The sequence below is a fragment of the Mycobacterium sp. 852013-51886_SCH5428379 genome, from assembly GCF_001665575.1.
Taxonomy (GTDB): Bacteria; Actinomycetota; Actinomycetes; order Mycobacteriales; family Mycobacteriaceae; genus Mycobacterium.
In genome coordinates this window covers 1-24,055 of sequence record NZ_LZSU01000030.1, presented here as the reverse complement: position 1 = coordinate 24,055, position 24,055 = coordinate 1, and the positions used below count along the sequence as shown (strand labels likewise).

The following is a 24,055-nucleotide window of genomic DNA, read 5'->3' as shown; positions in this document are numbered from 1 at the left end:
CTTACTGCATTGTCTTGGGCGGCGCTCGACCCGGCTTCGTGTCTTGCCCAGTCCCCGGGTCATGCGCAGCTCTGCCTTCAGTGCGCGAGCGTGGCAGAATTTGCCCGTGTTTGGCCCACGGGGCGTGAGTTGACGACAACCTCCTACCAGGCCGCGGCGTTGTCGGGCCGCGATCCCGAGTGGCGAAGGCTGCAGCGGCTGCTCACTGCCCTGCGGTCTGGCCGCAGCGAGGTTCTGGTGCTCCTCGGCGAAGCTGGTATCGGCAAAACCGCTCTTCTGCAGAACCTCCGAGACTCGGCGGCTGACTGCACCGTGCTGTCTGTGGTGGGCGTGGAGTCCGACATGGATCTCGCGTTCGCCGGTCTGCAGCAGCTGTGCGCACCAGTGCTCGGCTTCCGCGGGGGACTTCCGCTACCGCAACGCGAGGCTCTGGAGCACGCTTTCGGTATCAGCGATGCCGGCGGTGCGCCACATCGCTTCTTGGTCGGGCTAGCGGTGCTAGGGCTGCTGGCTGCCGCCGCCGAGGAACGGCCAGTGCTCTGCTTGGTCGACGACGCGCAGTGGCTGGACTCGGTATCGGCGCAGACGCTGTTCTTCGTCGCGCGTCGCTTGGACGCCGAGGCGGTCGGGCTGGTGTTCGCGCTGCGCACTCCGATCGACGGCACGGCCGGCCTGCCGACCCTGGCCGTCGGCGGGCTCAACGACGGGGACGCCCGCAACCTGCTGGAGTCGGCGTTTCCGGGGCGCCTCGACTCCGCCATCGCGGACCGCATTGTCGCTGAGTCGCACGGGAACCCGTTGGCACTGCTCGAAAGCTCACGTGCCCTCAGTGTTTTCGACTCCGCCGGAGCGAAACACGGGCCGGTGAGCGCTGGCGTCGAAGGGCGATACCTCCAGCTGGTGTCGGAACTACCCGCCGAAACGCAGATGTGTCTGGTGACGGCAGCCGCGGAACCAGTGGGTGATCCGGCGCTGCTGTTCCGCGCGCTGGCGCAGCTGGACCTCAAGCCCGTCGCGATGCTGCCGGCGCAGGACATTGGACTACTCCGGATCGACACCCGCGTGCAGTTCCATCACCCGCTGGCGCGTTCGGTCGCCTACCGATCGGCCACCCCGGAACAACGGCGGCGCGCGCATGGAGCGCTGGCCGCAGTGACCGACCCCGCGGCGGATCCGGACCGTCGGGCGTGGCATCGCGCGTTGGCCTGCGAGGCACTTGACGAACCGGTGGCGCTCGACCTGGAGGCCTCGGCGGGCCGAGCGCGGCAACGGGGCGGGACAGCCGCCGCGGCGGCGTTTTTGACGCGGGCAGTCGAGTTGACACCCGACCCATCCATGCGCAGCACCCGCGCCCTGGCCGCCGCGGAAGCTCACCACGAGCTCGCGTCCTTCGACCAGTCACGCCACCTGCTGGCGACGGCCGAACTGGGCCCATTGACCGATCTGCAGCGGGCACGATTGGCCCAGCTGCGGACGCGATTGGCGTTCACGTCGGCGCGGGCCAGCGGGCATGCCGCTGCCCTGTCCGAAGCGGTCACCGAATTCACCGCGGTGGCCGCGCAACTGAAGGTCCTGGACGCTGCTCTGGCTACCGAGACGTACCTGGAGGCGCTGAGTACAGCGATGTACGTGGGTCGCAGCGCGCCCGGTCTGACTGTGCAGATCGCCGAGACCGCCCGGGCAGCGCTGGCGGACCTGCCACCGCAGACGCCACTCGACGTGATCACCCACGCGCTGGCCGATCGCCTGGCCCTGGGCGCCGCGGCGGCGATGCCGACGATGCGCCGCGCACGGGATGCCCTCATGGGGTGCGTCCGCTCGGATACAGGATGGTTCTGGCGAGCCTTTCCGCTGGTGCACGAATGCTTGATCCACGAGACGTGGGAGGACGGCTGGAGCGCGGTGTCGGCGCACGCCGTGCGGTTGGCCTCTGATGCCGGGGCAATGGCACTGCTGCCGTCGGCGCTGCTGTCGCGCGCCGGTGCACACGTAGACAACGGTGAATTGACCACAGCCGCTGGGTTAGTCGCAGAGGCCGGCGATTTGTCGAACGCCATCAACTACGTCCCGTTGCGGTATCACGGCCTCAGCGTGGCGGCATGGAAGGGTGACGATACCGAGGTTGCCGCGCTCGCGACCGCCGCAATCGAGTCGAGTCGACTCCGCGGCGAGGGCCGCGCCATCGGGTTGGCGCATTACGCCACGGCGTTGGTCAACAATGGGCGTGGCCGCTACCCCGACGCCCTTGCCGCCGCACGCCGAGGACTCGAATATGACGACCTCGGCTTCCACGGCTACGTGTTGGTCGAAGCGATCGAAGCGGCTGTGCGCACCGACGACTTGCAGTTCGCCGAGCAAGCACTTGAGCAACTGCGCGAGCGGACACTGGCGGCCGGCACGCCGCGGGCGCTGGGTTCGCTGGCCCGCTCGGAAGCGCTTCTCAACAGCGGAAAGCGCGCCGAAGCGCTCTATCTGGAGAGCATCGGGTATTTCGAGGCCACCTCCCAGGTAGTGCAACTGGCTCGGGTGCGGCTGTTGTACGGAGAGTGGTTGCGCCGCAACGGCCCTGCCACTGCGGCGCGAGAACCGCTGCGAGTTGCCCATAGGGATCTAGTCGCGATGGGGTCGATGGCGTTCGCTGAGCGGGCCCGCCGCGAGCTGCAGGCTGCGGGGCAGAAGACCAGGAAGTCGCCCACCGCCGTCGGCGATGACCTGAGCCCTCAAGAGCGCCAGATCGCCGAACTGGCAGGCAAGGGTCTGACCAACCAGGAGATCGCCGGCCAGCTGTTCCTCAGTGCGCACACCGTAGATTGGCATCTGCGCAAGGTGTACACCAAAATGGGTGTTCGCACCAGACGTGAACTCCGGCAGAAGTTCGCTTAACCGGCGTCAGGGGCCGGAGCCTCCAGCGGCAGGCACACGATGAACCGCGTGTCACCCGGCTCGGACTGCACGGTGATGTGGCCGCGGTGCCGGTTCGCCACGACCCGCCACGCCAAGTCCAGACCCAGGCCAGAGCCGGAGCCGACAGGCTTCGTGGTGAAGAACGGGTCGAAGATGCGACCGAGAATGTGCTCGGGGATCCCAGGGCCATCGTCGCAGATCTCCACCCGGACCATGGCCTCGCCGTCGCGCCGGGTGCGGACGGTGAGAGTGCCGTGCCCGTCCATCGCGTAGAGCGCGTTGTCGATCAAGTTGGTCCATACTTGGTTGAGATCAGCAGGATAGCAATGTATTTCGGGCAGAGAGAAATCGAGGTCCTTGACTAGGGTGATGGGCTTTCCCTTGTCGGCCATAGCGATCTTGTCGCCGAACATCAGCACGGTGCTGCGTAGCATTTCGTGGATATCTATGCACTGATATGGGCCGCGGTCCATCTGCGAGTAGGGTTTGACGCCGTTGACCAGGGCTGCGATGCGGGCGCCGGCTTCGGCGATCTCACGCACCCGCATCTCGGTGTCGACGAACTGCTTGATCCAGCTCACGGCGCACTCCAAAGTTGCCGCTGTCACCGCCGTTTCGATGCGCTCAAGCCACTCTTCGTCGACGCCGGCGTCGACGAACGTCGAGGTGTAGCGCCAGCTGTCGGCGATACCGCGCCTCGCGAGCCAGTCGTCGAGTGCTTCTTCGCGGTCCGCGGTCTCCAGCGGAGACAACGGTGATGGGGTCGCTACCAAGCTGGTGATGCCGGCACGGATGTCGAGCAGGTCGCCCAATGCATCGGGGGCGGTCATGGCGAGCGCCCTGAGATTGCGGTCGGACTCAGCCATACTGTCGCGCAGGTCGGCCACCGCCCGGACGGTGGCTGCAGCCGGGTTGTTCAGCTGGTGGGTGAGGCCGGCGGTAATGGTCGCCAAGGCGTGCTGGCGTTCCTGCAAACCGAGCAGTTGACGCTGACTCAGACTGCGGGCAACACTGGTGTCGAGCAGGTGCATCGCGATGGGCCACCAGCTCTGAGTGAAGCGTGCGAACGACTCGGCCTCAACCACGAATAGCCGCGATCGCAGCGTCATTCGGACAGTGACGTCGTGGACCTGGGTGGAACTGGAGATCGCACCGAAGTACGTTCCAAGCTCGGAAGTGCGATGCAACTCGACGTCACGACCGCCGGATCGCTTGGTCGCAACCACTTCACCGCCGTCGAGGAACACGTAGAAGAAACTGGCCGGCTCACCTTCATGAGCTACCGGCCCCGGCCCGACAGTGTGGACGCTTCCATTGCTGCACAACGTATCGAGTTGCTCGTCACTGAGAAACTGAAAGATGAAGACTGTCCGAAGCTCGTCTCGAAGGTCTGCAGTCACGTTAGTCGTCGAGGACAACGACATTTTCGGAGACTGGATTTCGCGGAGTGTCGATGCTGTTGGCCGCAAAGGCAGGGTCGGCGTACCCGATGCAGATGCCGCACAGAACGGTCAGGTCGTCGGGAATGTCGAGCTGCTGGCGCACCAGGTCCGGGTAGAGCGCGGTCGAGACCTGCACGCAGCTGTCAAGACCGCGTTCGGTCAGGGCGAGCAGCAGGGTCTGCAAGAACATACCCACTCCAACGGCGTCGGGCAGTCCGAGGTCGCGGTGCATGCAGACGATTCCGGCGACCGGGGCGTTGAAGAAATCCCAGTTGCGCAGCTGGGCGTTCCAGCGTCCCTGGTTGTCGTCGCGTGCTACGCCCATGGCACCGTAGAGCAGGGCGCCGAGCTGGCGGCGCAGGTGGCTGTGGGAGTCGGGCAGACCGAGTGTGGGCGGCGGGTCGGTGCGCACCTTCGCTGCCAACGACGCGGCGAGGCGGTCACGGCGGGCGCCCGATGCCAAAAACAGCCGCCAGGGCTGAACATTCGAGTTCGACGGTGCCCGCATGGCCAGCGTCAGAGCTTCGTTCAGCAATTCCCGCGGGACGGGTTTGTCGGACAGGAACATACGCGAGGAGTGGCGGCGAATCACCACGTCATCGAAGTCCATCAGGATCCTTTCAGACGGCGGTGCCGCCGCCATCGACGTGCAATGTGGTGCCGGTGATGAAACTGGCGCTCGGTGAGGCCAGGAAGTAGATCGCCTCGGCGATCTCCGCGGGATCGGCGGTGCGTCCCAGGGGCAGGGCGCGGCCGAGTTCGTCGTTGGTTGCGCCCCATTCGGCGACGACGCCCTCGGTGGCGGTCGGGCCCGGGGCGACGTTGTTGACCCGGATGTTGTGGGCGCCGAATTCGACGGCCCAGGTCCGGGTCAACTGCTCGACTGCAGCTTTCGACGCGCTGTACACCGAGGCGCCGGGAACACCTTTGGACGCCACCATGGAGGTGATGTTGACGATGGCCCCGCCACCGCGGCGGATCATAGCGGGAACTGTTGCAGCAACCAGGAAGTAGAGACCGCGCACGTTGGTGGCGAAAGTGTGCCCGAAGTCGCTCTCGTCCTGGTCGACGGTCAGTGCGGCGGGAAATCGTGCCGCATTGTTGACCAGGATGTCGAGTTCGAAGCCGCGGGAGAGCCGGTCCACGCCGTCCGGATCGGCCATGTCGACGGCGACGAACCGGGCGTGCGGCCCGAGTTCGTCCTGCGCGTGTTCTCCGCGTTCCCGGTTACGCCCGGTGACGACGACGAAGGCACCGGCGTCCACCAGTCGACGAGCGGTGGCAAGCCCGATGCCGGCGGTGCCGCCGGTGACCAGCGCGGTGCGGCCTGCCAGCTCGCTTTCGATCACTGTTGACTCAGCCAATCGACCAGGCGGGTGCTGCCCCGTTCAGCGCCGTCATCGGTGACCAGGCTGTTCTGCTGGACCGGAACGCCGAAATAGGTCGCCTGTGGGTCGACAGTGACGGGCAGATCCTTGCCCTGATGGGAGAAGACGGTGCGGGCCATCTCGGCGAACGGCATCTTCTCCGGCCCGCCGAAATTCAGCACGCCGTTGCGAGGCGCCTCGGCGGCAATGCGCGCGACGACGCCGGCGACCTCGGCGGCGGCGACGGGCTGGATCAGCGCATCCGGTACGCGGACTTCACCGTCCACCAGCAGTGACCCGGCGATGCCTTCGGTGAATTCGTGGAACTGGGTGGCCCGCACGATGGTGTAGGGCACACCGGAGGTGGCCACTAGCTCCTCCTGGAGGTGTTTGCCGCGCAAATAGCCGTCGGCCTCGATACCGTCCACGCCCACAATGGACAGCAGCACATAGTTCTTCACCTGCGCCGTTGTGGCCTCCGACAGCAGCGTGGTCGCCGCGCCGGTGAAGAATTCCAAGGCCGGGCCGGGTTCCAAGCTGGGTGAGTTGAGGACGTCGACGATGACGTCGGCACCGTCGAACGCGGCCGCCACACCATCGCCCGAGATGGCATCCACCCCTGACGAACGCGACGCCGCGGCGACCTGATGGCCCGCTTCGGTGAGCAATTCGACAACCCGGGAGCCAATCTGTCCGGTGGCGCCCACAACGGTGATCTTCATCAGTGTCCTTTCGGGATGCGGCGGGCTTTGCGTTGTTCGAGTTCGACGTCGTCGACGAGGACGAACATGTCGACGCCCGGTCGGCACAGCATGGTCACCAGGAAGCGCAGCGGGACGTCTTCGCGATTGTTGCCGTCGGAGTAGTGGATGACGTCGCCACCCGGTTCCCAGAAGGCTTCGCCGGCCTTGATGACCCGCGGCGCTTCACCTTCCAGCTCGAAGAGCATCTCGCCTTCCAGGACGTAGCCGAAGCACGGTCCGCCGGGGTGACGGTGCGGCGGCGCGCCCGCGTCGCCGGGGCCCCATTCGATGATCGCGGTCATCGCATCGGCGTCCTGGGGGATGATCGGCGGTGTGACGGACTGGATGACCGTCATGGCCTTCGTGAGCTTTTCCATCACCTCAGACATGTGCCGCACCCTTCTGTAGATTCTGTTGTCTCTTACCGCCTTTGGGCCAGGAGTAGCTACCCGGCTTACGGGCCTCCTTGGTCAAGAACGACACGGTGCCCTTGCACACTTGCTCTTTGATGATGGCCGCGAGGCGCCCGCCGAGATGCACCGGCATGGCGACATCATTGAAATGCGACATCTGAATGGTGCCGGCGTGGCGACCCAGGCTGATGCACTGACCCACTGAGGCAGGGTTCAGGTTCGTGGGTTTCTTGCCATCCAGGCGGGCCAGAAGGGCATCGGCGGCGTGGGAGGCCAGCGGCATGGCGAGCTGGCAGCTCATCCGCAGCGGCACGCCCGACGGGGATGCGGCGTCGCCGGCGGCGATGATCGAGGAATCATCGATGCTGCTGAGGGTCTCGTCGGTGAGCAGCCGGCCGAGCCGGTCCGTGGTCAAGCCGCTGGCGGCGGCCAGGTTCGGTACACCGAAACCGGCTGTCCATACCGTCGCTGCACTGGGCAAGTTCGTGCCGTCGCGCAACGTGACGCGATCCGCATGTACGTGACTGACAAGGGCGTTCTCTACTACGGTCACGCCCAGCATCTTCAGGCGTTTGGCCACCGAGTGGCGGCCACCCTTTGCCAGCGACGGGCCTAGTGCCCCGGTGACCAGGGTGACGTGTCGGCCGGCCTCGGCGAACTCAGACGCCGCTTCAATCCCGGTCAGGCCTCCGCCGACGACCACGATGGGCGCCAGCAGCGGGACGTCCGACAGTCGTTGGGTAAGCCGTTGGGCAGCCTCATATTCGCCAAGTGGAACGGCGAAGTCGCGAGCACCGGGTACCGCATCGGGCACCGGTGCGGTGCTGCCGACGGCGTACACCAGGTAGTCGTAGTCCAGCGTGGCTCCCGAAGCCAGGTGCAGTTGACGGCCGGTGGCGTCGATGCGCGTGGCGGTGTCGACCACCAGCTTGGCGCGGTCGGTCAGGACCGTCGCGTAGTCCTGCACGGCGTCGTCATTGCCGGCTACCAACTGGTGCAGGCGAATTCGCTCGACGAAATGCGGGCGCGGGTTGACCATGATGATGTCGGTGTCGGAACGCTGGCTCAGCCTGTTGGCGGCCAGGACGCCGGCGTATCCGCCGCCGACGACTACAACGGTGGTGGTCATGAGATCTCCTGTGCATAGGCGCTGTTACTGAAGTGGCCGGCCTTCGCGAGCAGTGCGTCAGCCGAGTCGATGGGTGGGTAGATCCACTGGGTATTGACGGCGTGCTTCATCGCTTTGGCTTCGGCGCCTGCCTTCTCGACGGTGCGTTCCCAGCCCACCGTCGTCAACGCCCCGGCGGCACCGAGATCGATGCAGCTGCTGTACGGAGCCGCAGTAAACGGAAGCATCGGCAAACCGAGCAAATCCGCGGCGACGTTGTGGCCCGCGTACTTACCCATTGGCTGTGCGTGTTGACAGCTTTGGATGGTCGGGTGGCCGCCATCGGCGACGGCCGCAGCGGTGTCGCCGGCAGCGTAGACGGTCGGCGTCACACGCAGGTACTCGTCTACGGGCAGGCGGCCGAACCGGTCGCGTTCGGCGGGGATTTGCGCCGTCAGCGGGCTGGCCGACATGCCGACGGTCCAGATCAGCGTCGCGGCTGGGATCACCTCGCCATCATCGAGAGTCACCTGCCCCTCGGTGGCTGAGACAACGGTGCGACCCAGGCGTCGCTCGACACCTAGCGTGTCAAGCGCGTCAACAATCAAGGGACGCGGCGCATCTCCTAGCTCAGGACCTGGCGCCTCGGCGCGCTCCACCAGGATCACCCGAACTTCTTGGTTCGGCGCGACATCGCGAAGCCGCCCGACGAGTTCCGTAGCGATCTCCAGTCCTGTGAAACCGGCACCGACCACAACCGCGGTGTACCGAGCGTGTGTTGACAGCTGCGGCAAGTGATGCAAATGAGTATCGAGAGCAACCGCGGCGTCGAGCGTGTCGATGTCGAACGCGTGCGCGGCGCCGGGGAAAGCAGGCCGGTTGAGCTGGCTGCCGGTGGCCAGCACCAGCCGGTCATAAGCCGCTTTAACCAATACGCCATCGACGCCGCGGGCCATCACAGTCTGCGAGGCGGCGTCGATGGACTCCACTCGTGCGTTGAGACGCTCGACACCAATGGGCTTGAGCAGCCTATCCAGGTCGATCCGCATCTTGTCCGGATTGCGTTCGTAGAGCCGCGGCCGGATCACCATGTCATCGCCGGCGCTGATCAGCCGCACCCGCAAGTTATCGCTGCCCGCCGATCGGGCCAGCCGCACGGCACCTGCCGCGCTCCACACTCCCGCGAAGCCCCCGCCAAGTATCAGAGCGTCCTTCATGACCGCCGTGCCCTTCTATCGTCGAGTGATGTCTTGACAGTTGCATGCAACGAGGTACCAAGGACCACGCAAATCCCGTAGTCCATGAGAGGGTTACGTGGCTACCCCTGGGTTCAGCGAGGTGCGGCCGGCTCGAATACCGCGTCAACCACCCGGAACTTCCGGAGCCGACACCCGCCACGCCTACCGGCGCGGCAGGCTCTACACCTGCTCGCAGTAACTGGGTGGTCATAGCGTTGCAGTGTCAGAACAGCTGGTGGGCGAACGCCGCTTTCCGTCAGCAAACCTGCGCCGCGCCTGCGACGCCTGCCACCCAGCGTCGTCGTGGGCCATCAACACGCACGATTGCGCCACAAGATAGACGAGTTGGCGGCTGATGGAGGGAGAGCCGTCTGCCTAGGGTTGCTGTCGATCCATCCCCAGTGGACACGAAAGTGAGAAGTCGAGGTATGGACGCAACCTGAGAAAGGCGGACGCAGATAGAGGCCAGCTCTCGGCTGCATACGAAGTCTCAGAAGTCACAGATGCTGTGGAATCCATTGAGCGTGGCGGAATCTCATGCCAAAGTGTCGAACTGGAGGCGAGTTTCGGATGACCTGAGGTCAGGCGGTGCGGTGCTGGGGTGCCTCGTAGGAAATGCAGCGATTCGTGAGACAAACCTCGATGCAGCCGCCGTGAGACAAAAATTAAACACCCTGGTCAGACACGTGTGCTGGTGCAGCCAAGTTCGAGAACCTACAGACATGTGTGACTTCTCATACTTCATGACCAATTGGTCACGACGTGTGAGACAGATCCGGGGTGAAGCCTCCCGGGGTTCGTGCACCCTCGGGGTTCTGTGAGCCGGCCGGTTGGCCGTCACGAGTTCGGAATAGTAGCGGGCCTCGGCTTCGGCGGGTGGAATGCGTCGGAGTCGGGCATGAGACGCTGCGGTCGAACCAGGGTACCTAGTCGGCGGTGATGTACTCGACGTCGCCAAGGGTGTGCAGCGGGTCCGGGGCGAAACCGGGAAATCCGTTGGGATACATCCGTTCTTGTACAGCCCGATGGTGATCTCGGCCAGCATGTTGTCATAGGCATCCCCGAGACTGCCGATCGAAGGGCGTAGCCGGAAGACTGAGTGGCTCAACGAATCTCACACTGGTGTACTGACCAGGTTCAACCAGGGGACGCAACAGCCCGACGATGGAGGTGTATTAGTGGACGACCACCGGGACGGCCGCCGATACGTAGAGATCTCGAACGCGCATTCTGGACGCAGATCGCGGCCGGGGTAGCGGGACTCAACTACGAGTGGCCCAGACTCGGCCGATAGTCCGCCACCTCGGACTCAGCAGCAAGAATCGCACCCAACTCGCCCTCCTGCTGGGCAACAAACACGCCGATCACTTGGCGGCACACCTCCGGCACGCTCACCCCACGCATATCAGCGATACGTTTCAACCCGATCAGCATTGACGTAGACACGTGAAACTGCACGGCGAATTGACCGCACGAACCATCCTCGGGTGCCAACCCCGGTCCTACCACCACGAGATCATTCGCCCCGAACTCGTCCACCTCAGAACGAAGCGCCCTCTCTACGACCCCACCACCAGTGCCGCCAGCAGCGCGGTCCGCTGAGTCTCCGAATTCCTCATGGCTGAACAAACCCATTCCGCCAACGTTAGACCTCGCAGAACTTCCGAAGCCGCCAAGTGAGCGGCGCCGCTTGCCGGGTCTGACCGACTGCGACGGGGTCTGCCGTGGAGTTGCTCGCTCCACGCGAGCGGAAACTGCCTCACGGGTAACCTCGCCAGATGCCGCGGAAACTCACTGATGACGAAATCACGGCGCTTCTCGACAGCCGCCCGGGTTGGGCGATCCTGACCACCATCGAGAAGGACGGATTCCCGCACACCGTGCCGCTGGGGTACTTCCGGCTGGGCGGCGATGTCGTCATGGGTGTGCGAGACGGCACGCGCAAAGTGGCCAACGCTGAGCGCAACCCGGCCGTGAGCGTCATGCTTGAAGTCGGCTCCACCATGGCGGATATCCGCGGGGTGATGTTCCAGGGTCACGCACGCATCGTTCGGGAACCCGCTGAGGCGCTGGAGCTCGCACGGCACGGTGCCCGGTCGCGCGGCGTGCCGGAGTCCGAGTGGCCCACCGCGCCGAGACCGGGTGCCACCTACATCTACGTGACCCCCGTGCGAACCCTGTCTTGGGACTACGGCGACTCGACGTCCGACGACGATTAGCCCCGAGTAGGCGTGGTGGGCAGTGTAGATAACCCGAGCGGCCTGAGGATGGGCACTGCCGCCGGCCGGTCTTGGCTGTACTGATGGGCACGTTTTCGGTGCGCATCGACAAGGCCACCGAGTCGGGCGTGACGTGGACGTCGTGGATGTTGTGGTCCACCGACGGGTCGGCGTAGCACGCAGGCGGTGGTCCGGTTGGGACCGATACCCGCGACGACAGCATTAGAACAGAAGGGCACTGACATCCAGCGCACGCCAGCACAATTGAGCGAGATCCGGCAGCGGTTCCTCGCGGTGGACACCGCCATTGTCGGCGACGTCCTACACGATCCAAGGTGAGATGGCCACCTACTCGGGCACCGGCGACGCACTGAAGATGCAGGCCTGCCACGGCATCAGCCCCGATGGGGTCTCGGTGTGGAGCGGTGGCGGCGAGGTGGTGGCTGCCTTCCGCTCGGCGATCCAATCGATCGGCCGGTGGCGGGTCACAGGCTTCCAGGCTCCGGTCTACTTACCCGGAGCCACGACCGCACACGTAAGCGTCTCCCCGGGCGACTTCATCCTCGCCGACGAGGACGGCGCGATCGTCATCCCCAACAGCATCGTCGAGGACGCGTTGACCAAAGCCGAGGAGATGACCGCCCGAGAGGTCGCCGTCCGCGAGGCGATCGGCAACGGTCTCTCACTCGCTGATGCGCTCAAGCAATTCGGCCACGTCTAACTCGTCGGTAGACCGGCGACCCTCGACCACCTCGGCTCCGATCAGCGCACGGCGTCGAGCGCCCTGACCGCGATCTCGAACGGACCCTGCTGTTTGTCGAGAATGTAGAGCGACACCTCATCGATACTGGAGGGATCCAGCGTCGGCGGCGCCTCGGGCGCGGGATCGAAGCGCTTGCCCACCGGCTCGAAATCGCCTACGGGCAGTTCGTATATCCGATCGACGTCGTCCTCGGTCGAGAACCGCTGGATGTACGACCACGGCTGCGCGTCAGCGCCCACGCTCAGCACGTAGGTCTTCCCATCGCCCCGAGCGTGCACTCGGAGCGCCTTGGCTCCCGTTGCCTTCCGCCCGATCTCAGCGTCCTGCGGACTGCTCACGGACGCGAATCCACCGTTGTTCTCCAGCGAGACCTCGCCCGAGAACACGAGGCCGCCGTCGGCGAACGTCACCCTCGAGATCGACCTGCCGCCCATGACAGGGTCGTTGACCGTCGTCCAGGCGGCCACCGCGCTGGGGTCGCCCAGGTCGACGAGAGCCACGCCGGGCCCCGCGTTCGGTGTCTGCTCCGCGGTGGGGGACGGCGAGGCGCTACTGCACGACGGCGCCAGCAGCGCCGAGCACGCCAACACCGTTGCGACGACGCGGCCGTCAACACCCATTCGAATCGGCACCCATCTCGCGGCCTCGCATCGGCATGCCGTCGATCACGGCATAGAACGCCTCGAGATCGGGCACCTCGTCGACGCGCAGCTTCTCACCGCCGTCCTTTCCGATCAGCAGCACGCTGAAGGCGCCCTCGTCGACAGCGAATCGGTTCACCAGCTCTTGTGACTCCGCGGCGTCGAGGGGCCGACCGTCGAGCGTGCTGTCGCCCGGGGTCACCACGCCGAGCACCATGTCGCGACTGTCAAAGGCACATCGGCTCGCCTCGACCCGGCTCAGCGTTTCGACGAGCCGCGCGTCGGTGGCGGTCGGCGTGAACACCAGGAGCGGACGGCGTTCCCAGAGGTAGGTACCGAGTTCGTCAGCCGCGGCGGTCGCTGTGCCGACGGCCGTGCCCGCGCCCCAGACGACGAGCGTGAGCGCCACCAGCCGAACACCGCGCTTTCCTACCATGGTCGTCCCGACTGTACGGACTGTGAGGACGCCGCGTCCCTCAGACTTTCTCCGCCTCGACGAGGTCGTGCGGAACGACCGAGAACGTGCGGCCCGTGGGTCGTAGGCCGGCATCGGTCAGCAGCGCCGACAGTTCTTGCACCGAACGCAGACGTCCACCGTCGCGTTGCGTCAACGTATGGAGGTCGAGCAGCGGCGAATACGGATTCGGGCGATTGGGGTGCTGGAGATATTCGACGACCACCAGCCGGCTGCCGGTGGGCATGCTCGCCGCCACCGCGGTGAGGATCTGCCTACAGCGTTCGTCGTCCCAGTCGTGCAGCACATCCTTGAGCAGATAGACGTCGGCAGTCGCGTTGATGGTGTGGAAGATGTCCCCCTCGACACGCTCGATGCGGGCAGCGACGTCGCGTCCGGCGAGGAACCGTTCGGCTTCGGCGATCATCCCCGCGCTGTCGACCAACACCCCGCGCAGGTTCGACGGGGACTCGGCCACGATCACCGACAGCAAGGTGCCGATCCCACCGGCGACGTCGCACACCACGGCACCCTCCGGCCACGGATAGACGCGCGCGATGGCGCGGGCGCTGATCGTGGTGGCCTGGCGCATCGTCGACGCGAAGATGCGTTCCTCGTCGGGATGCGCGGCATACCAGTCCCACACCGACATTCCGTGCACTTGCTCGAAAGAGCTGCGGCCGCTGCGCACGCTGGCGGCCAGACCACCCCATGCGTCCACGGTCGACCGCATGCCCTTGTATCGCATCCAGGCCCGCAAAGACGCCGGATGGTCACTGCGCAAGACGGCTCCGGTCCGGGTCAATGCCACCGCTCCGGTTCGGTGATCCATGGTGCAGAGGCCGCACGCGACCGCACCACGCAACAGACGATGGGTCGTGTCTGCATCACTGTCGACGCGAGCGGCGATCTGCGGGGCGGTCATCGGCCCGTCGGCGAGCACATCGGCGATACCGAGTTCGGCGATGGCCGCGGCGACCTGGACGGCGCCGACGCCCTCGCCGAGATCGAGCATCGCGATCTCCGGCGGCACCAGGCGGTCGGCGAGCTGCTTGAGTCTGCGACGAAGGGCGAGCGTGGCCAGCACCACGGGGAGAGGCGTCGACGGCATGCGTGCAGGTTAGTGCGGTGGTATCGGCGGCGGCGCAGGCCGCCAGATAGCAGGCTGGGAGCATGAGCGACGTCGAGGTGGTCACCAGCCGGGAGGTGCCGCTGGGCGGTGCGCGCGCGATGACGGTTCGCCGCACGCTGCCGCAACGGATCCGATCCATGGTCGGCGCCTGGTGCTTTGTCGACCACTTCGGCCCCGACGACCTGGCCCGGACCGGCGGCATGGACGTCCCCCCGCATCCGCACACCGGACTGCAGACGGTCAGCTGGCTGTTCGACGGTGAGATCGAGCACCGCGACAGCAGCGGTGTGCAGGCCCTGGTCCGGCCCGGGGAGCTGAACCTGATGACCGGCGGATACGGGGTGGCGCACTCGGAGGTATCGACCGCCACCGCCCCGACGCTGCACGGGGTCCAGCTGTGGGTGGCACTTCCCGATCACGCCAGACACGTTCCGCGCGGATTCGTCCATCACGTGCCCTCACCGGTCCGGCTCGAGACCGCGACCGTGCGAGTCCTGGTCGGCGCCCTGGCCGGCGACTCCTCGCCGGTCGCCACCCATACCCCACTGCTGGGTGCCGAGGTGGTGCTCCATCCGCGCGCCGAGCTGATTCTCGACGTACAACCGGAGTTCGAGCACGGCGTGCTCATCGACACCGGCCCGGTCCTCCTCGACGGGGTCGAATTGGCCCGCGCCGAACTCGGCTACCTGCCATCTGGCGCGAATCGCCTCAGGCTTGCCAACCCCGGCGATCGTCCGGCCCGGGTGATGCTTTTGGGCGGACCACCTTTCATCGAGCCGGTGCTGATGTGGTGGAACTTCGTCGGACGGAGCCACGACGAGATCGCAGCGTTCCGGGATGAGTGGGAGAGCGGGTCGGAGCGCTTCGGACGCGTTGAGGGTTATCGCGGTCCGGTGCAGCGCCTGCCGGCGCCCCCGCTGCCGTCGGTACGCCTGAAGCCGAGGCTGACGCCGCCTGGCGCCGGCGACCGCAGCGCGTGGGGATAAGTCGGACCGGTCAGCGAGGCATCAACCGAGCAAAGACTCCGGTACGTCCCACTGCACGCCGGCAAATCTGCCGAAGTCGTTGTCGTAGGACACAATTCGTGCGCGGTGCTCGACCGCGAGTGCGGCCAGATGGGCATCGTTGACGAGGTTGCCCCCGGTCCCGACGCTCGACACCAAGGTGGCAAGAACGTCGGCGTGCCGGGCGGTCGGGTTGACGATCACGGCGCCCGGTGCCGAGCACCAGGCGGTGATCTGTGCCAAGGCTTCGTCGGGCGTCAGCGGCGACGGGAACAGTCCGTGCTTTGTGGCGAGCCGGGCGAAGGCGAGCATGGGCACCCACGCAAGTCCGACGACGTCGTTCCCCGACAGGGCGCCGTCGAGCCAGCGTCTGCTCGCGTCGTGGTGGTCCGACGAAGAGTTCACCGCGTAGAGAAGGACGTTGGCGTCGACGATTCTCATGAACCCCGGCGCATCCGGCGGATGAGCTCTTCGTCTTCCAGGTCCCCGGCCAACTGCAGGGCGCGATCCAGGCTGATGGACGGCACCCCGAGATCGGCGACCCGGGTCGAGAAAGCTGCCGGCGCGGGTCTGTTGGCAGCGCCGTCGCGGACGGCGTTGTTCAGCGCCTCCTTGAAGGAGATGCCCTGCTCGGCCATCCGTCGTCTGATGAGCGCCAGGGTGTCATCGTCAAGAGTCACCGTAGTGCGCATCTTGACAGCTTAGCATCACCAATGATGACAGCATGCTGTCATCGCTCTAAAGCATGCAGCCCGATCGAGAATGCCGCCTGGTCGTTTCGATCGAACGGGTCGCGGCCGGTGAGCTCCAGAATCCGACCCAGCCGGTGCCGGACCGTATTGGTGTGCAGATACAGCACGCGAGCGGTGTCGCTCAGTGAACCGTTCGCGGCGAGGAATGCGCGCAGCGTGCGGACGTGCTGGGTGCCTCGGCGCTGATCCATCTCCGCCAGCGGATCGATGAGCTGCTGGCGGAACGGCGCCAGCTGCGCTGGCGGAAGTTGTTCGAGCAGGCTCTCGAGCGTGCTCAGCTGATCGGGCCCGACGGGTCGGCCCCGACGCTGCGCGAGATCCAGCGCGATCCGCGCCTGGCCGATGGCCGAACCGATCTCCGTCAGCGCCACCGGAGCCGAATGCCCTGATGGCAGCGACAGGTCATCGGTCACATCGAGCGACTGCGTGGTCAGCATCAGGCACAGATCCGGCGCATCGCCCACCAACGCGCCGGGAACGGCCATCGACAGCAGCGCCCCCGCCCCGGCCGGCCAAGCCGAACAGGTGACCTGTCCCGACGCGAACCCGGGCCAATCCAGTAGCTGACTCAACGCATCGGGCAGCAGCATCCGGCGTTCGACGAGGGAGAGCAGCTGCCCGACGCGTTCACGGGCCAGCGCTGCCTCCACATCGCGTTCCACCTGGGTTGCCCGCACGAACCGCGCGATCAGGTCGAGCAGCGCCGGTTCCGGCGGATCGCCGCTGCCCATCCACCCGAGACTGCCCACCCCGGGCACGACGACCGACACCGTCGCCGACTCCTCCGAGGACTCTGGCTCGAGCAGGAAGTAGCACCCCAGGATCTGGCCGGCGGTGTCGAGCAGTTCCCGTGCCGACGCGTGGCGTCGCAACGCGGACAGCAGCTCCGGCACCAGTGCGTAGGTCGCCCGCGCGACCGCAATCTCCGCGCCGAGTTCGTATTCGGCGATGAACCGGCTGACCGAACTGAAGGGCACGCTCGGCTCCGCGATCAGCACCGGCAGCCGCTGCCGCGAACACGCGTCCAGCAGCGCGGCGGGCACCTCGTCGTGCCCGTCGCCGACGCCGAAACAGACCCCGGCGGCGCCCGCGCTCGCCAATGCATCGGCGAAAGTGCGGCAGTCCTGCGGGCTCTGCAGGCTCAGGCCGACCGTGCACACCAACTCCCCGCCGCGCAGGTAGCGCGACGGATCGCGCATCTCGGTGATGTGCGCCCAGCTGATCGGCCGGTCGAGATCATGCGCCGCAAAGTCGGGGACGGCCAGGCCCGGCCGCGCGTCCAGCAGCGCTCGAAAGGTGGGAGCTCCCGTATCGACGAGACCCTTCGTCATTGGACAAGCGTAACGCCGACGACATATTTGCGGGCCGTCGCGTTGTGCGATCGTCCAATGCGACCCCGTACCCCGGTGGGATCGCTACGTCTTCGGGACATCGTTTGGCCGCAACGCTGAGCCGGGGTGATAGTTCCTGGCAAAGCCCGCAGATCCAGGGGAGCACCACATGTCGTCATCGATCGCAGAGCAGTCTCAGCAGCTGCGCCGGGAGTTCTCCCTGTGGTCGGCGTTCGCCTTCGCGTTCGCCTTCATCTCGCCCATCGTCGCCCTCTACGCCATTTTCGGCCTCGCTCTCAGTGCCGCCGGACCCTCGTTCTGGTGGGGTTTCCTGCTGGTGTTCGGCGGGCAGTTCCTGGTCGCGCTGGTGTTCGCGATGCTGGTCTCGCGCTGGCCACTGGAGGGTTCGATCTACCAGTGGTCGCGCCGGCTGCTCGGCACCGGATACGGCTGGTTCGCCGGCTGGGCCTACATGTGGACGCTGGTGATCGCCATGGCGACCGTCGCCCTCGGCGCCGCCGGCTTCGTCGCCAACATCATCGGCATCGAGGCGCCGTCGGGAGGCACGCAGGCGTTGATCGCGCTGGTGATTCTGCTGGGCGGGACTGCGGTCAACCTCATCGGCCGCGGAGCGCTGAAGGTGTTCATGACCGCGAGCATCATCGCCGAGGTGATCGGCTCGGTCGGCCTGGGCACGTGGTTGCTGCTGTTCCACCGCGAGAACTCGCTGTCGGTGCTGTTCACCGGCGGCGGGGCGGACGTGGACGTCCTCGCCTACCTGTCCGGGCCGTTCCTGCTGGCGGTGGCGTTCATCGGTTTCTCGTTCGTCGGCTTCGAAAGCGCGGGCTCGATCGCCGAGGAGGTGCACGAGCCACGGCGCTACCTGCCCAAGGCGGTGCTGTTCTCGCTCGGCTTCATCGCCCTCGTCGTCGCCTATTCCAGCCTCGCGATCATCCTCGCGGTCCCCGATCTGGATGCGGTCGCCGAAGGCGCCGTCGCCGACCCGGTGTACGAAACGCTGACCACCGCGCTCGGGCCCGGCATCGCCAAACCCGTCCAGGTGATGTTCGTGATCGGCTTCCTCGCCAGCTTCCTCGCGCTGCAGACATCAGCCTCCCGCGTGATCTGGGCCTACGCCCGTGACGGTGCGCTGCCGGCGTCGGGCACGCTGGCCCGGCTGCGCGGTCAGGCGCGCATTCCCACCATCCCGATCCTGATCACCACCGCGGTCGGTGCGGCGCTGTTCGGCCTGAGCATCGTCGCAGGCGACGTCTACACGCTGATGGTGAACTTCACCTCCGGTGGCTTCTACCTGGCGTTCCTGTTCCCCCTCATCGGCTTCCTGGTGGTGCTGCTGCGCCGCCGGTGGACGCCGGCCCGGTTCTCACTCGGCGCCTGGACGCTGCCGGTGGCCGCGACGGCCGTGGTGTGGGCGGTGCTGCAATTCATCAACATCGCCTGGCCGCGCGTCGCCTTCGAGGAGCGCTATCTGGACTGGTCGGTGTGGATCGGCGTGCTGGTGCTGCTGGTGCTCGGCGCCGCACTGTTCGCCTCGGTGCGCAACCGCATCCTCCCGGCTGCGGTGATCGACGAGATCGAGGCCGAAGACGAGATCCGAGACTCCCGGGCCGGCCGCCTGTGACGGCACCAGTCGCACTGGTCACCGGTGGCGCCAGCGGTATCGGCGCCGAGGTCGTGACCGCGCTGACCCGGCGCGGCTACACCGTCGGATGCCTGGACCGCAACCCCGCACCCAACGTCGAACATGCTGTCGCCGTGGATATCTCGGACGGTCCCGCGGTCTCATCCGCGGTCGCCGAGCTGCGGGAACGGCTAGGCCCGATCAGCGCGGTGGTGAACTCCGCCGGCCACTACGCCATGGTTCCGGTCGCCGACATCACCCCCGAGGCGTGGCACACGATGCTGCGCGTCCACCTCGGCGGGCTGGTCAACATCACCCGCGCCACCCTGCCCGACCTCGTCGACACCCGCGGCACCCTGGTGGCGATTGCCAGCGAGCTGGCCGTCGGCGGCGGTGACGGCGACGCGCACTACGCGGCGGCCAAAGGCGCGGTCCTCGGCCTGGTCCGCAGCCTGGCCGCCGAGGTCGCCGCCTCCGGGGTCCGAATCAACGCGGTGGCGCCGGGGCCGACCGATACCCCATTGCTGGCCGCCGACAATCCCTGCCGCACACCGGAATACCTGAACTGGCTACCCCTGAGGCGGCTCACGACTCCGCGCGAAGTGGCCCGCTGCGTCGAATACCTGGTGTGCGACGCGACGTTCAGCACCGGTGAGGTCGTCAACGTCAACGCCGGAGCGGTGATATGAGCACTGATCTGACCGGCCGGGTCGCCCTGGTGACCGGCGCGGCGCAGGGGATGGGCGCCGCACACGCGCGCCGGCTGGCGGCCGCGGGAGCAACGGTGGCCGTCAACGACCTTCGCGACAGCGAGGCGCTGCGGGCGCTGGCCACCGAGATCGGCGGGCTGACGGCCGCCGGCGACGTCTCCGATCGGCAGGAGTGCGTCCGCATCGCCGGCCACGTCGCGGGTCTCGCCGGGCGGCTCGACGTGCTGGTGGCCAACCACGCCTACATGACCATGGCGCCACTGCTCGACCACGATCCCGACGACTGGTGGAAGGTCGTCGACACCAACCTCGGCGGCACCTTCTTCCTGGTGCAGGCCGTTCTCCCGCACATGCGGGCGGCCGGAGGCGGACGCATCGTGGTGGTCAGCAGCGAGTGGGGGGTCACCGGTTGGCCGGAGGCGACCGCCTATGCGGCGTCGAAGGCCGGCTTGATCGCTCTGGTCAAGACGCTCGGCCGGGAGCTGGCACCGGAGCGGATCATCGTCAACGCGGTGGCACCCGGGGTGACCGATACCCCCCAGCTGCGCGTCGACGCCGACGCGGCCGGAGTGGACCTGTCCACCGTGCAGCGGCAGTACGCCGCGGGAATCCCCCTCGGCCGCATCGGTTCTGCCGACGAGATCGCCGCGGCGGTGGAACTACTCGCCGACTTCGATCTCGAAGCGATTGTGGGACAGGTGGTCTCGTGTAACGGCGGATCGACGAGGGTAAGGGTATGACGACAGAGGGAGCGCACGTGCAGTACGTACAGTCCGCGGAGGGGAACCTCGGGCCGGTGGATGCACAGGCGGTGCCCCGCTACGCGGGGATCGCGACCTTCGCGCGGCTGCCGCAGCGCCACGAGGTCGACGACTACGACGTCGCCGTGGTGGGGGTGCCGTTCGACGGCGGGGTGACCTACCGGCCCGGCGCCCGATTCGGACCGGCCGCCATCCGGCAGGCGTCCCGTCTGCTGAAGCCCTACCACCCCGCACTCGACGTGAGCCCGTTCGCGCAGGCGCAGGTCGTCGACGCCGGGGACATCGCGGCCAACCCGTTCGACCTCACCGCCGCCGTCGATGAAATCCGCGCCGGGGTGCGCGGATTGCTGAGCCGACCCGAACAGCGGGTGGTGCTGCTCGGCGGGGATCACACCATCGCGCTGCCCGCGCTGCAGGCGGTCAACGAGGTTCACGGCCCGGTGGCGCTGGTGCACTTCGACGCCCACCTCGACACCTGGGACACCTACTTCGGTGCCCCCTGCACCCACGGCACTCCGTTCCGGCGCGCCTCCGAACAGGGGCTGTTGGTCAAGGACCACTCGGCGCATGTCGGCATCCGCGGTTCGCTCTACGACCGCGCCGACCTCCTCGAGGACGCCGAACTCGGGTTCACCGTGGTGCACTGCCGCGACATCGACCGCATCGGCGTCGACGGCGTCATCGACCGGGTGCTCGAACGCGTCGGTGAGCATCCGGTGTACGTGTCGATCGACGTCGACGTGCTGGATCCGGCGTTCGCCCCCGGCACGGGGACCCCGGAGATCGGCGGAATGACGAGCCGGGAATTGGTGGCGGTGCTGCGGGCCATGCGAGGGCTGAACATCGTGGCCGCCGACATCGTCGAAGTGGCACCGGCCTACGACCAGGCTGAGGTCACCGCGGTCGCCGGAGCCAACCTCGCCTACGAACTCGTCACGCTGATGGCCGATCGATGACCGAGTTGCGCTGGCCCGACGGCAAAGTCGCGGCGGCGGCGTTCACCTTCGACGTGGACGCCGAGTCGGCGGTGCTGTGGGGGCCCCCAGGCAATCTGGAGGCCGTCGGCGCGCGGATGAGCGTGATGAGCCACCAGGCGTACGGACCACTGGTCGGTATTCCCCGCATCCTCGACCTGCTCGAGCGTCATCAGATCCCATCGACGTTCTTCGTGCCCGGCCACACCGCGGACCGCTATCCCGATGCGATCCGCAGCATCGTCACCGCCGGACACGAGATCGCTCACCACGGATATCTGCACGAACAGCCCACCGCCCTGACGCTCGAGGAGGAGATCGTCGTCATCGACCGGGGTCTGGCCGCCCTGGCCGACGTGGCCGGGGTGCGGCCGGTCGGCTACCGGGCGCCAATGTGGGATCTGTCGTGGCGCACGCCCGGGCTGCTGGCCGAACGGGGATTCCTCTACGACTCGAGCCTCATGGATGCCGATCACCCGTACGAGCTGGCGGTGCCCGGACACGATCCGCTGGTCGAGATCCCCATTCAGTGGGCGCTCGACGATTGGGAGCAGTACTGCTTTCTGCCCGACATCTCCGGCAGCGGCCTCATCGAGAGTCCCCGCAAGGCGCGGGAGCTGTGGCAGCTGGAGTTCGACGGGCTGCGCCGGGCCGGCGGCTGCTGGGTGCTGACCAACCATCCGTTCCTGACCGGTCGGACCTCTCGCGCGGCCGAACTCGACGACCTGATGCGCTACGTGCTCGACCACGGCGACGTGTGGACGACCAACCTCGGGGCGATCGCCGAACATGTCCGGGGATTGGGGCTGCCGCCCCGGAGCATCACACCCCCGATGTGACGGGACGGGTGGACAGCTTCCGAACCAGTTCGTAACCTTGCCGGGTCTTGTGAAGCCGGACCAACGAAGGATCGTGGCAATACGTATGACCGGGGTGCGCCCTTCACTTCGGCGTATGGCGGGCGGTGCTGCCGCCGCTGTCCTCGTGTCGGCGCTGTCGGTGAGCGGCGTCCACGCCGACCCCGCCGCGGACGCCCTCGCCCGACTCAACGAATTGTCCGAGCAGGCGGTCGAGACGCGCGAGGCCGTCACGGCTGCGCAGCGCGAGGCCGACGCCAAACTCGCTGCTCAGACGGCGGCCGACGATCGCCACCGCATCGACCTCGAGGCCCTGGCTGGTGTCACCGCCGAGCTCGCGCCCTACCAGGAGGCGGTCGACCGCATCGCGGCGATGACCTATATGGGGGGCCGCGACAGCCAGATGGTCGCGGTCCTCACCGCCCCCTCGCCGCAGCAGTTGATCGACAGGTTGTCGGTGCAGCGGGTGGTGGCCGCGACGACCGCCGAGCAGATGCGGGCCTACCGCGCCAAGCGCGAACAGGCCGCCGCCGCCGCCCACGCGTCCGAGCGGTCGGCCGCCGACGCCCGAGCCGCCGCCGAGCAGGCCGCGACGGTGCGCGCAGACCTGCAGGCGAAGTGGGGCGAACTGATGCGCAAGATCGCCGCCGCGGAGGCGCAGTACGCCGCGTTGACACCGCAGCAGCAGGCGATGATCGAGGCCGCGGTACCGTCGCCGCCACCTCCTGCGGCGGCTGCGCCGTTGCCTGCGCCCGCTCCGCAGGACCCGGCCATCGTCGCGATGCCCGGCCCGCCCAGCTTCGAGGTACCGGAGGCGCTGCCCATGGGTGTGGCGTCCGAGGCCGGGTTGCAGCCCAACACCGTCCTGGCGGCCCGCGCCGTCAGCGCCCGGTTCCCGCAGATCGCCGACATCGACGGAGTCCGGCCCGACTCGAAGCCGTGGCACCCGAGCGGGTTGGCGATCGACATCATGATTCCCAATCCCGAGAGCCCGGAGGGCATCGCCCTCGGCGACCAGATCCGCGATTTCGCGATGGCCAATGCCGCCCGGTTCGGACTGCAGGACGTGATCTGGCGCGGCACGTACTACACGCCCGCCGGGCCGCAGGCGAGCGGCTACGGCCACTACGACCACGTGCACATCACCACGACGCCACGCGGCTGACGTCTAGTTCACCGGCGGCGGTTTCGGTTCGAACGGCGTGTACCACCACCAGTCGGCGCGTTCCCCGGTCGGCCCGGGGCAGGGTTTGACCTCCGGTGGGGGCTTGGTGGGTGGCCGGGTGAGGGCGCGGTTGGTCATGGGTTGGCCGGTGGCGTCGGTGACGGCGAGGTGGTCGGCGGGTCCGGTGAGGGTGATGTCGCCGCGGTGATGGGCGCGGTGGTGAAACGGGCAGACCAGGGCCAGGTTCCACAGTTCGGTGGGTCCGCCGTCTTCCCAGTGCTGCAGGTGGTGGGCGTGTAGTCCGCGGGTGGCCCCACAGCCGGGCACGACACAGGACTGGTCGCGGTGTTCCAGGGCGCGGCGTAGGCGGCGGTTGATGGTGCGGGTGGAGCGGGCCGCACCGATGGGTTGGCCGTGGCGCTGCAGCCACACCTC

The 24,055-nt window shown here is 67.2% G+C and carries 25 protein-coding genes and 1 pseudogene; 10 read left to right on the top strand and 16 right to left on the bottom strand.

Annotation, left to right across the window (positions count from 1 at the left end; all coding sequences use genetic code 11):
• Positions 1-9 precede the first annotated feature (9 nt).
• Positions 10-2,883, top strand: a complete 2,874-nt coding sequence (locus tag A5757_RS12720) for an AAA family ATPase (protein WP_369815941.1) — start codon at positions 10-12, stop codon at positions 2,881-2,883.
• On the opposite strand, the gene A5757_RS12715 is transcribed toward A5757_RS12720, so the two are convergent.
• The 9 genes and pseudogenes from A5757_RS12715 to A5757_RS12680 form a co-directional block, all read right to left on the bottom strand.
• The gene (locus A5757_RS12715; RefSeq protein WP_066834146.1) at positions 2,880-4,328 is read right to left on the bottom strand and encodes an ATP-binding protein; all 1,449 of its coding nucleotides are present in this window, start codon (positions 4,326-4,328) and stop codon (positions 2,880-2,882) included. The genes A5757_RS12720 and A5757_RS12715 overlap by 4 nt on opposite strands.
• Complete coding sequence (locus A5757_RS12710) at positions 4,306-4,989, bottom strand: nitroreductase (RefSeq protein WP_369815940.1); 684 nt, start codon at positions 4,987-4,989, stop codon at positions 4,306-4,308. The genes A5757_RS12715 and A5757_RS12710 overlap by 23 nt, the downstream gene beginning before the upstream one ends.
• Positions 4,967-5,695: an SDR family NAD(P)-dependent oxidoreductase gene (locus tag A5757_RS12705; protein ID WP_066834142.1), complete on the bottom strand. Its 729-nt coding sequence runs from the start codon at positions 5,693-5,695 to the stop codon at positions 4,967-4,969. Before A5757_RS12705 ends, A5757_RS12710 begins: the two co-directional genes overlap by 23 nt.
• Positions 5,692-6,435: an SDR family oxidoreductase gene (locus A5757_RS12700; protein WP_066834139.1), complete on the bottom strand. Its 744-nt coding sequence runs from the start codon at positions 6,433-6,435 to the stop codon at positions 5,692-5,694. The genes A5757_RS12705 and A5757_RS12700 overlap by 4 nt, the downstream gene beginning before the upstream one ends.
• Positions 6,435-6,845, bottom strand: a complete 411-nt coding sequence (locus A5757_RS12695) for a cupin domain-containing protein (RefSeq protein WP_066834835.1) — start codon at positions 6,843-6,845, stop codon at positions 6,435-6,437. The genes A5757_RS12700 and A5757_RS12695 overlap by 1 nt, the downstream gene beginning before the upstream one ends.
• On the bottom strand, positions 6,838-7,998 hold the full coding sequence (locus tag A5757_RS12690; protein ID WP_066834136.1) for an NAD(P)/FAD-dependent oxidoreductase: 1,161 nt from the start codon (positions 7,996-7,998) through the stop codon (positions 6,838-6,840). The genes A5757_RS12695 and A5757_RS12690 overlap by 8 nt, the downstream gene beginning before the upstream one ends.
• A complete protein-coding gene (locus A5757_RS12685; protein WP_082929440.1) occupies positions 7,995-9,194 on the bottom strand; it encodes an NAD(P)/FAD-dependent oxidoreductase in 1,200 nt (399 codons plus the stop codon). The genes A5757_RS12690 and A5757_RS12685 overlap by 4 nt, the downstream gene beginning before the upstream one ends.
• Before the next feature lie 776 nt (positions 9,195-9,970).
• Positions 9,971-10,345, bottom strand: a pseudogene (locus A5757_RS22755) (hypothetical protein); the annotation flags it as partial.
• A 136-nt stretch (positions 10,346-10,481) separates the two neighbouring features.
• Positions 10,482-10,850 carry a hypothetical protein gene (locus A5757_RS12680; protein ID WP_066834135.1) on the bottom strand — a complete coding sequence of 123 codons (369 nt, stop codon included), beginning with the start codon at positions 10,848-10,850 and terminating at the stop codon, positions 10,482-10,484.
• A gap of 143 nt (positions 10,851-10,993) precedes the next feature.
• Between A5757_RS12680 and A5757_RS12675 the strand changes: the two genes are divergently transcribed.
• Together A5757_RS12675 and A5757_RS12670 are read left to right on the top strand one after the other, a co-directional pair.
• Positions 10,994-11,434 carry a pyridoxamine 5'-phosphate oxidase family protein gene (locus A5757_RS12675; protein ID WP_066834132.1) on the top strand — a complete coding sequence of 147 codons (441 nt, stop codon included), beginning with the start codon at positions 10,994-10,996 and terminating at the stop codon, positions 11,432-11,434.
• Between the two features lie 340 nt (positions 11,435-11,774).
• Positions 11,775-12,155 carry an aldolase gene (locus A5757_RS12670; protein WP_066834130.1) on the top strand — a complete coding sequence of 127 codons (381 nt, stop codon included), beginning with the start codon at positions 11,775-11,777 and terminating at the stop codon, positions 12,153-12,155.
• A gap of 41 nt (positions 12,156-12,196) precedes the next feature.
• On the opposite strand, the gene A5757_RS12665 is transcribed toward A5757_RS12670, so the two are convergent.
• From A5757_RS12665 to A5757_RS12655, 3 genes are read right to left on the bottom strand one after another with little or no spacing between them, the layout of a single operon-like run.
• Positions 12,197-12,817 (bottom strand): CIA30 family protein, encoded by a 621-nt coding sequence (locus A5757_RS12665; RefSeq protein ID WP_066834128.1) that lies wholly within the window; start codon positions 12,815-12,817, stop codon positions 12,197-12,199.
• The gene (locus A5757_RS12660) at positions 12,807-13,274 is read right to left on the bottom strand and encodes a DUF4174 domain-containing protein (RefSeq protein WP_066834126.1); all 468 of its coding nucleotides are present in this window, start codon (positions 13,272-13,274) and stop codon (positions 12,807-12,809) included. The genes A5757_RS12665 and A5757_RS12660 overlap by 11 nt, the downstream gene beginning before the upstream one ends.
• A 40-nt stretch (positions 13,275-13,314) precedes the next feature.
• Positions 13,315-14,403 (bottom strand): methyltransferase, encoded by a 1,089-nt coding sequence (locus tag A5757_RS12655; RefSeq protein WP_082929439.1) that lies wholly within the window; start codon positions 14,401-14,403, stop codon positions 13,315-13,317.
• 62 nt (positions 14,404-14,465) lie between these two features.
• On the opposite strand from A5757_RS12655, the gene A5757_RS12650 reads away from it, so the two are divergent.
• Positions 14,466-15,410 carry a pirin family protein gene (locus A5757_RS12650; RefSeq protein WP_066834112.1) on the top strand — a complete coding sequence of 315 codons (945 nt, stop codon included), beginning with the start codon at positions 14,466-14,468 and terminating at the stop codon, positions 15,408-15,410.
• A 21-nt stretch (positions 15,411-15,431) separates the two neighbouring features.
• Here the strand turns inward: A5757_RS12650 and A5757_RS12645 are convergent, their stop codons facing one another.
• The 3 genes from A5757_RS12645 to A5757_RS12635 are packed head-to-tail and all read right to left on the bottom strand — an operon-like array spanning position 15,432 to position 17,511.
• Positions 15,432-15,869, bottom strand: a complete 438-nt coding sequence (locus A5757_RS12645; RefSeq protein ID WP_066834109.1) for a type II toxin-antitoxin system VapC family toxin — start codon at positions 15,867-15,869, stop codon at positions 15,432-15,434.
• Positions 15,866-16,120 (bottom strand): antitoxin, encoded by a 255-nt coding sequence (locus A5757_RS12640; protein ID WP_066834103.1) that lies wholly within the window; start codon positions 16,118-16,120, stop codon positions 15,866-15,868. The genes A5757_RS12645 and A5757_RS12640 overlap by 4 nt, the downstream gene beginning before the upstream one ends.
• 38 nt (positions 16,121-16,158) lie before the next feature.
• The gene (locus A5757_RS12635) at positions 16,159-17,511 is read right to left on the bottom strand and encodes a PucR family transcriptional regulator (protein WP_066834100.1); all 1,353 of its coding nucleotides are present in this window, start codon (positions 17,509-17,511) and stop codon (positions 16,159-16,161) included.
• Between the two features lie 169 nt (positions 17,512-17,680).
• Here A5757_RS12635 and A5757_RS12630 point away from each other — a divergent pair, with 169 nt between their 5' ends.
• From A5757_RS12630 to A5757_RS12605, 6 genes are all read left to right on the top strand, one after another.
• Positions 17,681-19,153, top strand: coding sequence for an APC family permease (locus A5757_RS12630; protein ID WP_066834092.1), 1,473 nt, complete (start codon positions 17,681-17,683; stop codon positions 19,151-19,153).
• The gene (locus A5757_RS12625) at positions 19,150-19,842 is read left to right on the top strand and encodes an SDR family NAD(P)-dependent oxidoreductase (RefSeq protein ID WP_066834089.1); all 693 of its coding nucleotides are present in this window, start codon (positions 19,150-19,152) and stop codon (positions 19,840-19,842) included. The genes A5757_RS12630 and A5757_RS12625 overlap by 4 nt, the downstream gene beginning before the upstream one ends.
• Positions 19,839-20,603, top strand: a complete 765-nt coding sequence (locus A5757_RS12620) for an SDR family NAD(P)-dependent oxidoreductase (protein ID WP_066834088.1) — start codon at positions 19,839-19,841, stop codon at positions 20,601-20,603. Before A5757_RS12625 ends, A5757_RS12620 begins: the two co-directional genes overlap by 4 nt.
• Positions 20,600-21,580: an agmatinase gene (speB, locus tag A5757_RS12615; protein WP_066834084.1), complete on the top strand. Its 981-nt coding sequence runs from the start codon at positions 20,600-20,602 to the stop codon at positions 21,578-21,580. Before A5757_RS12620 ends, speB begins: the two co-directional genes overlap by 4 nt.
• Complete coding sequence (locus A5757_RS12610; RefSeq protein ID WP_066834082.1) at positions 21,577-22,437, top strand: polysaccharide deacetylase; 861 nt, start codon at positions 21,577-21,579, stop codon at positions 22,435-22,437. Before speB ends, A5757_RS12610 begins: the two co-directional genes overlap by 4 nt.
• A gap of 85 nt (positions 22,438-22,522) precedes the next feature.
• Positions 22,523-23,620 (top strand): glycoside hydrolase, encoded by a 1,098-nt coding sequence (locus A5757_RS12605; RefSeq protein WP_066834079.1) that lies wholly within the window; start codon positions 22,523-22,525, stop codon positions 23,618-23,620.
• A gap of 3 nt (positions 23,621-23,623) precedes the next feature.
• Here A5757_RS12605 and A5757_RS12600 read toward each other — a convergent pair.
• Positions 23,624-24,055 (bottom strand): HNH endonuclease signature motif containing protein (locus A5757_RS12600; RefSeq protein ID WP_156618351.1); only part of this gene is annotated, 432 nt, incomplete at its 5' end.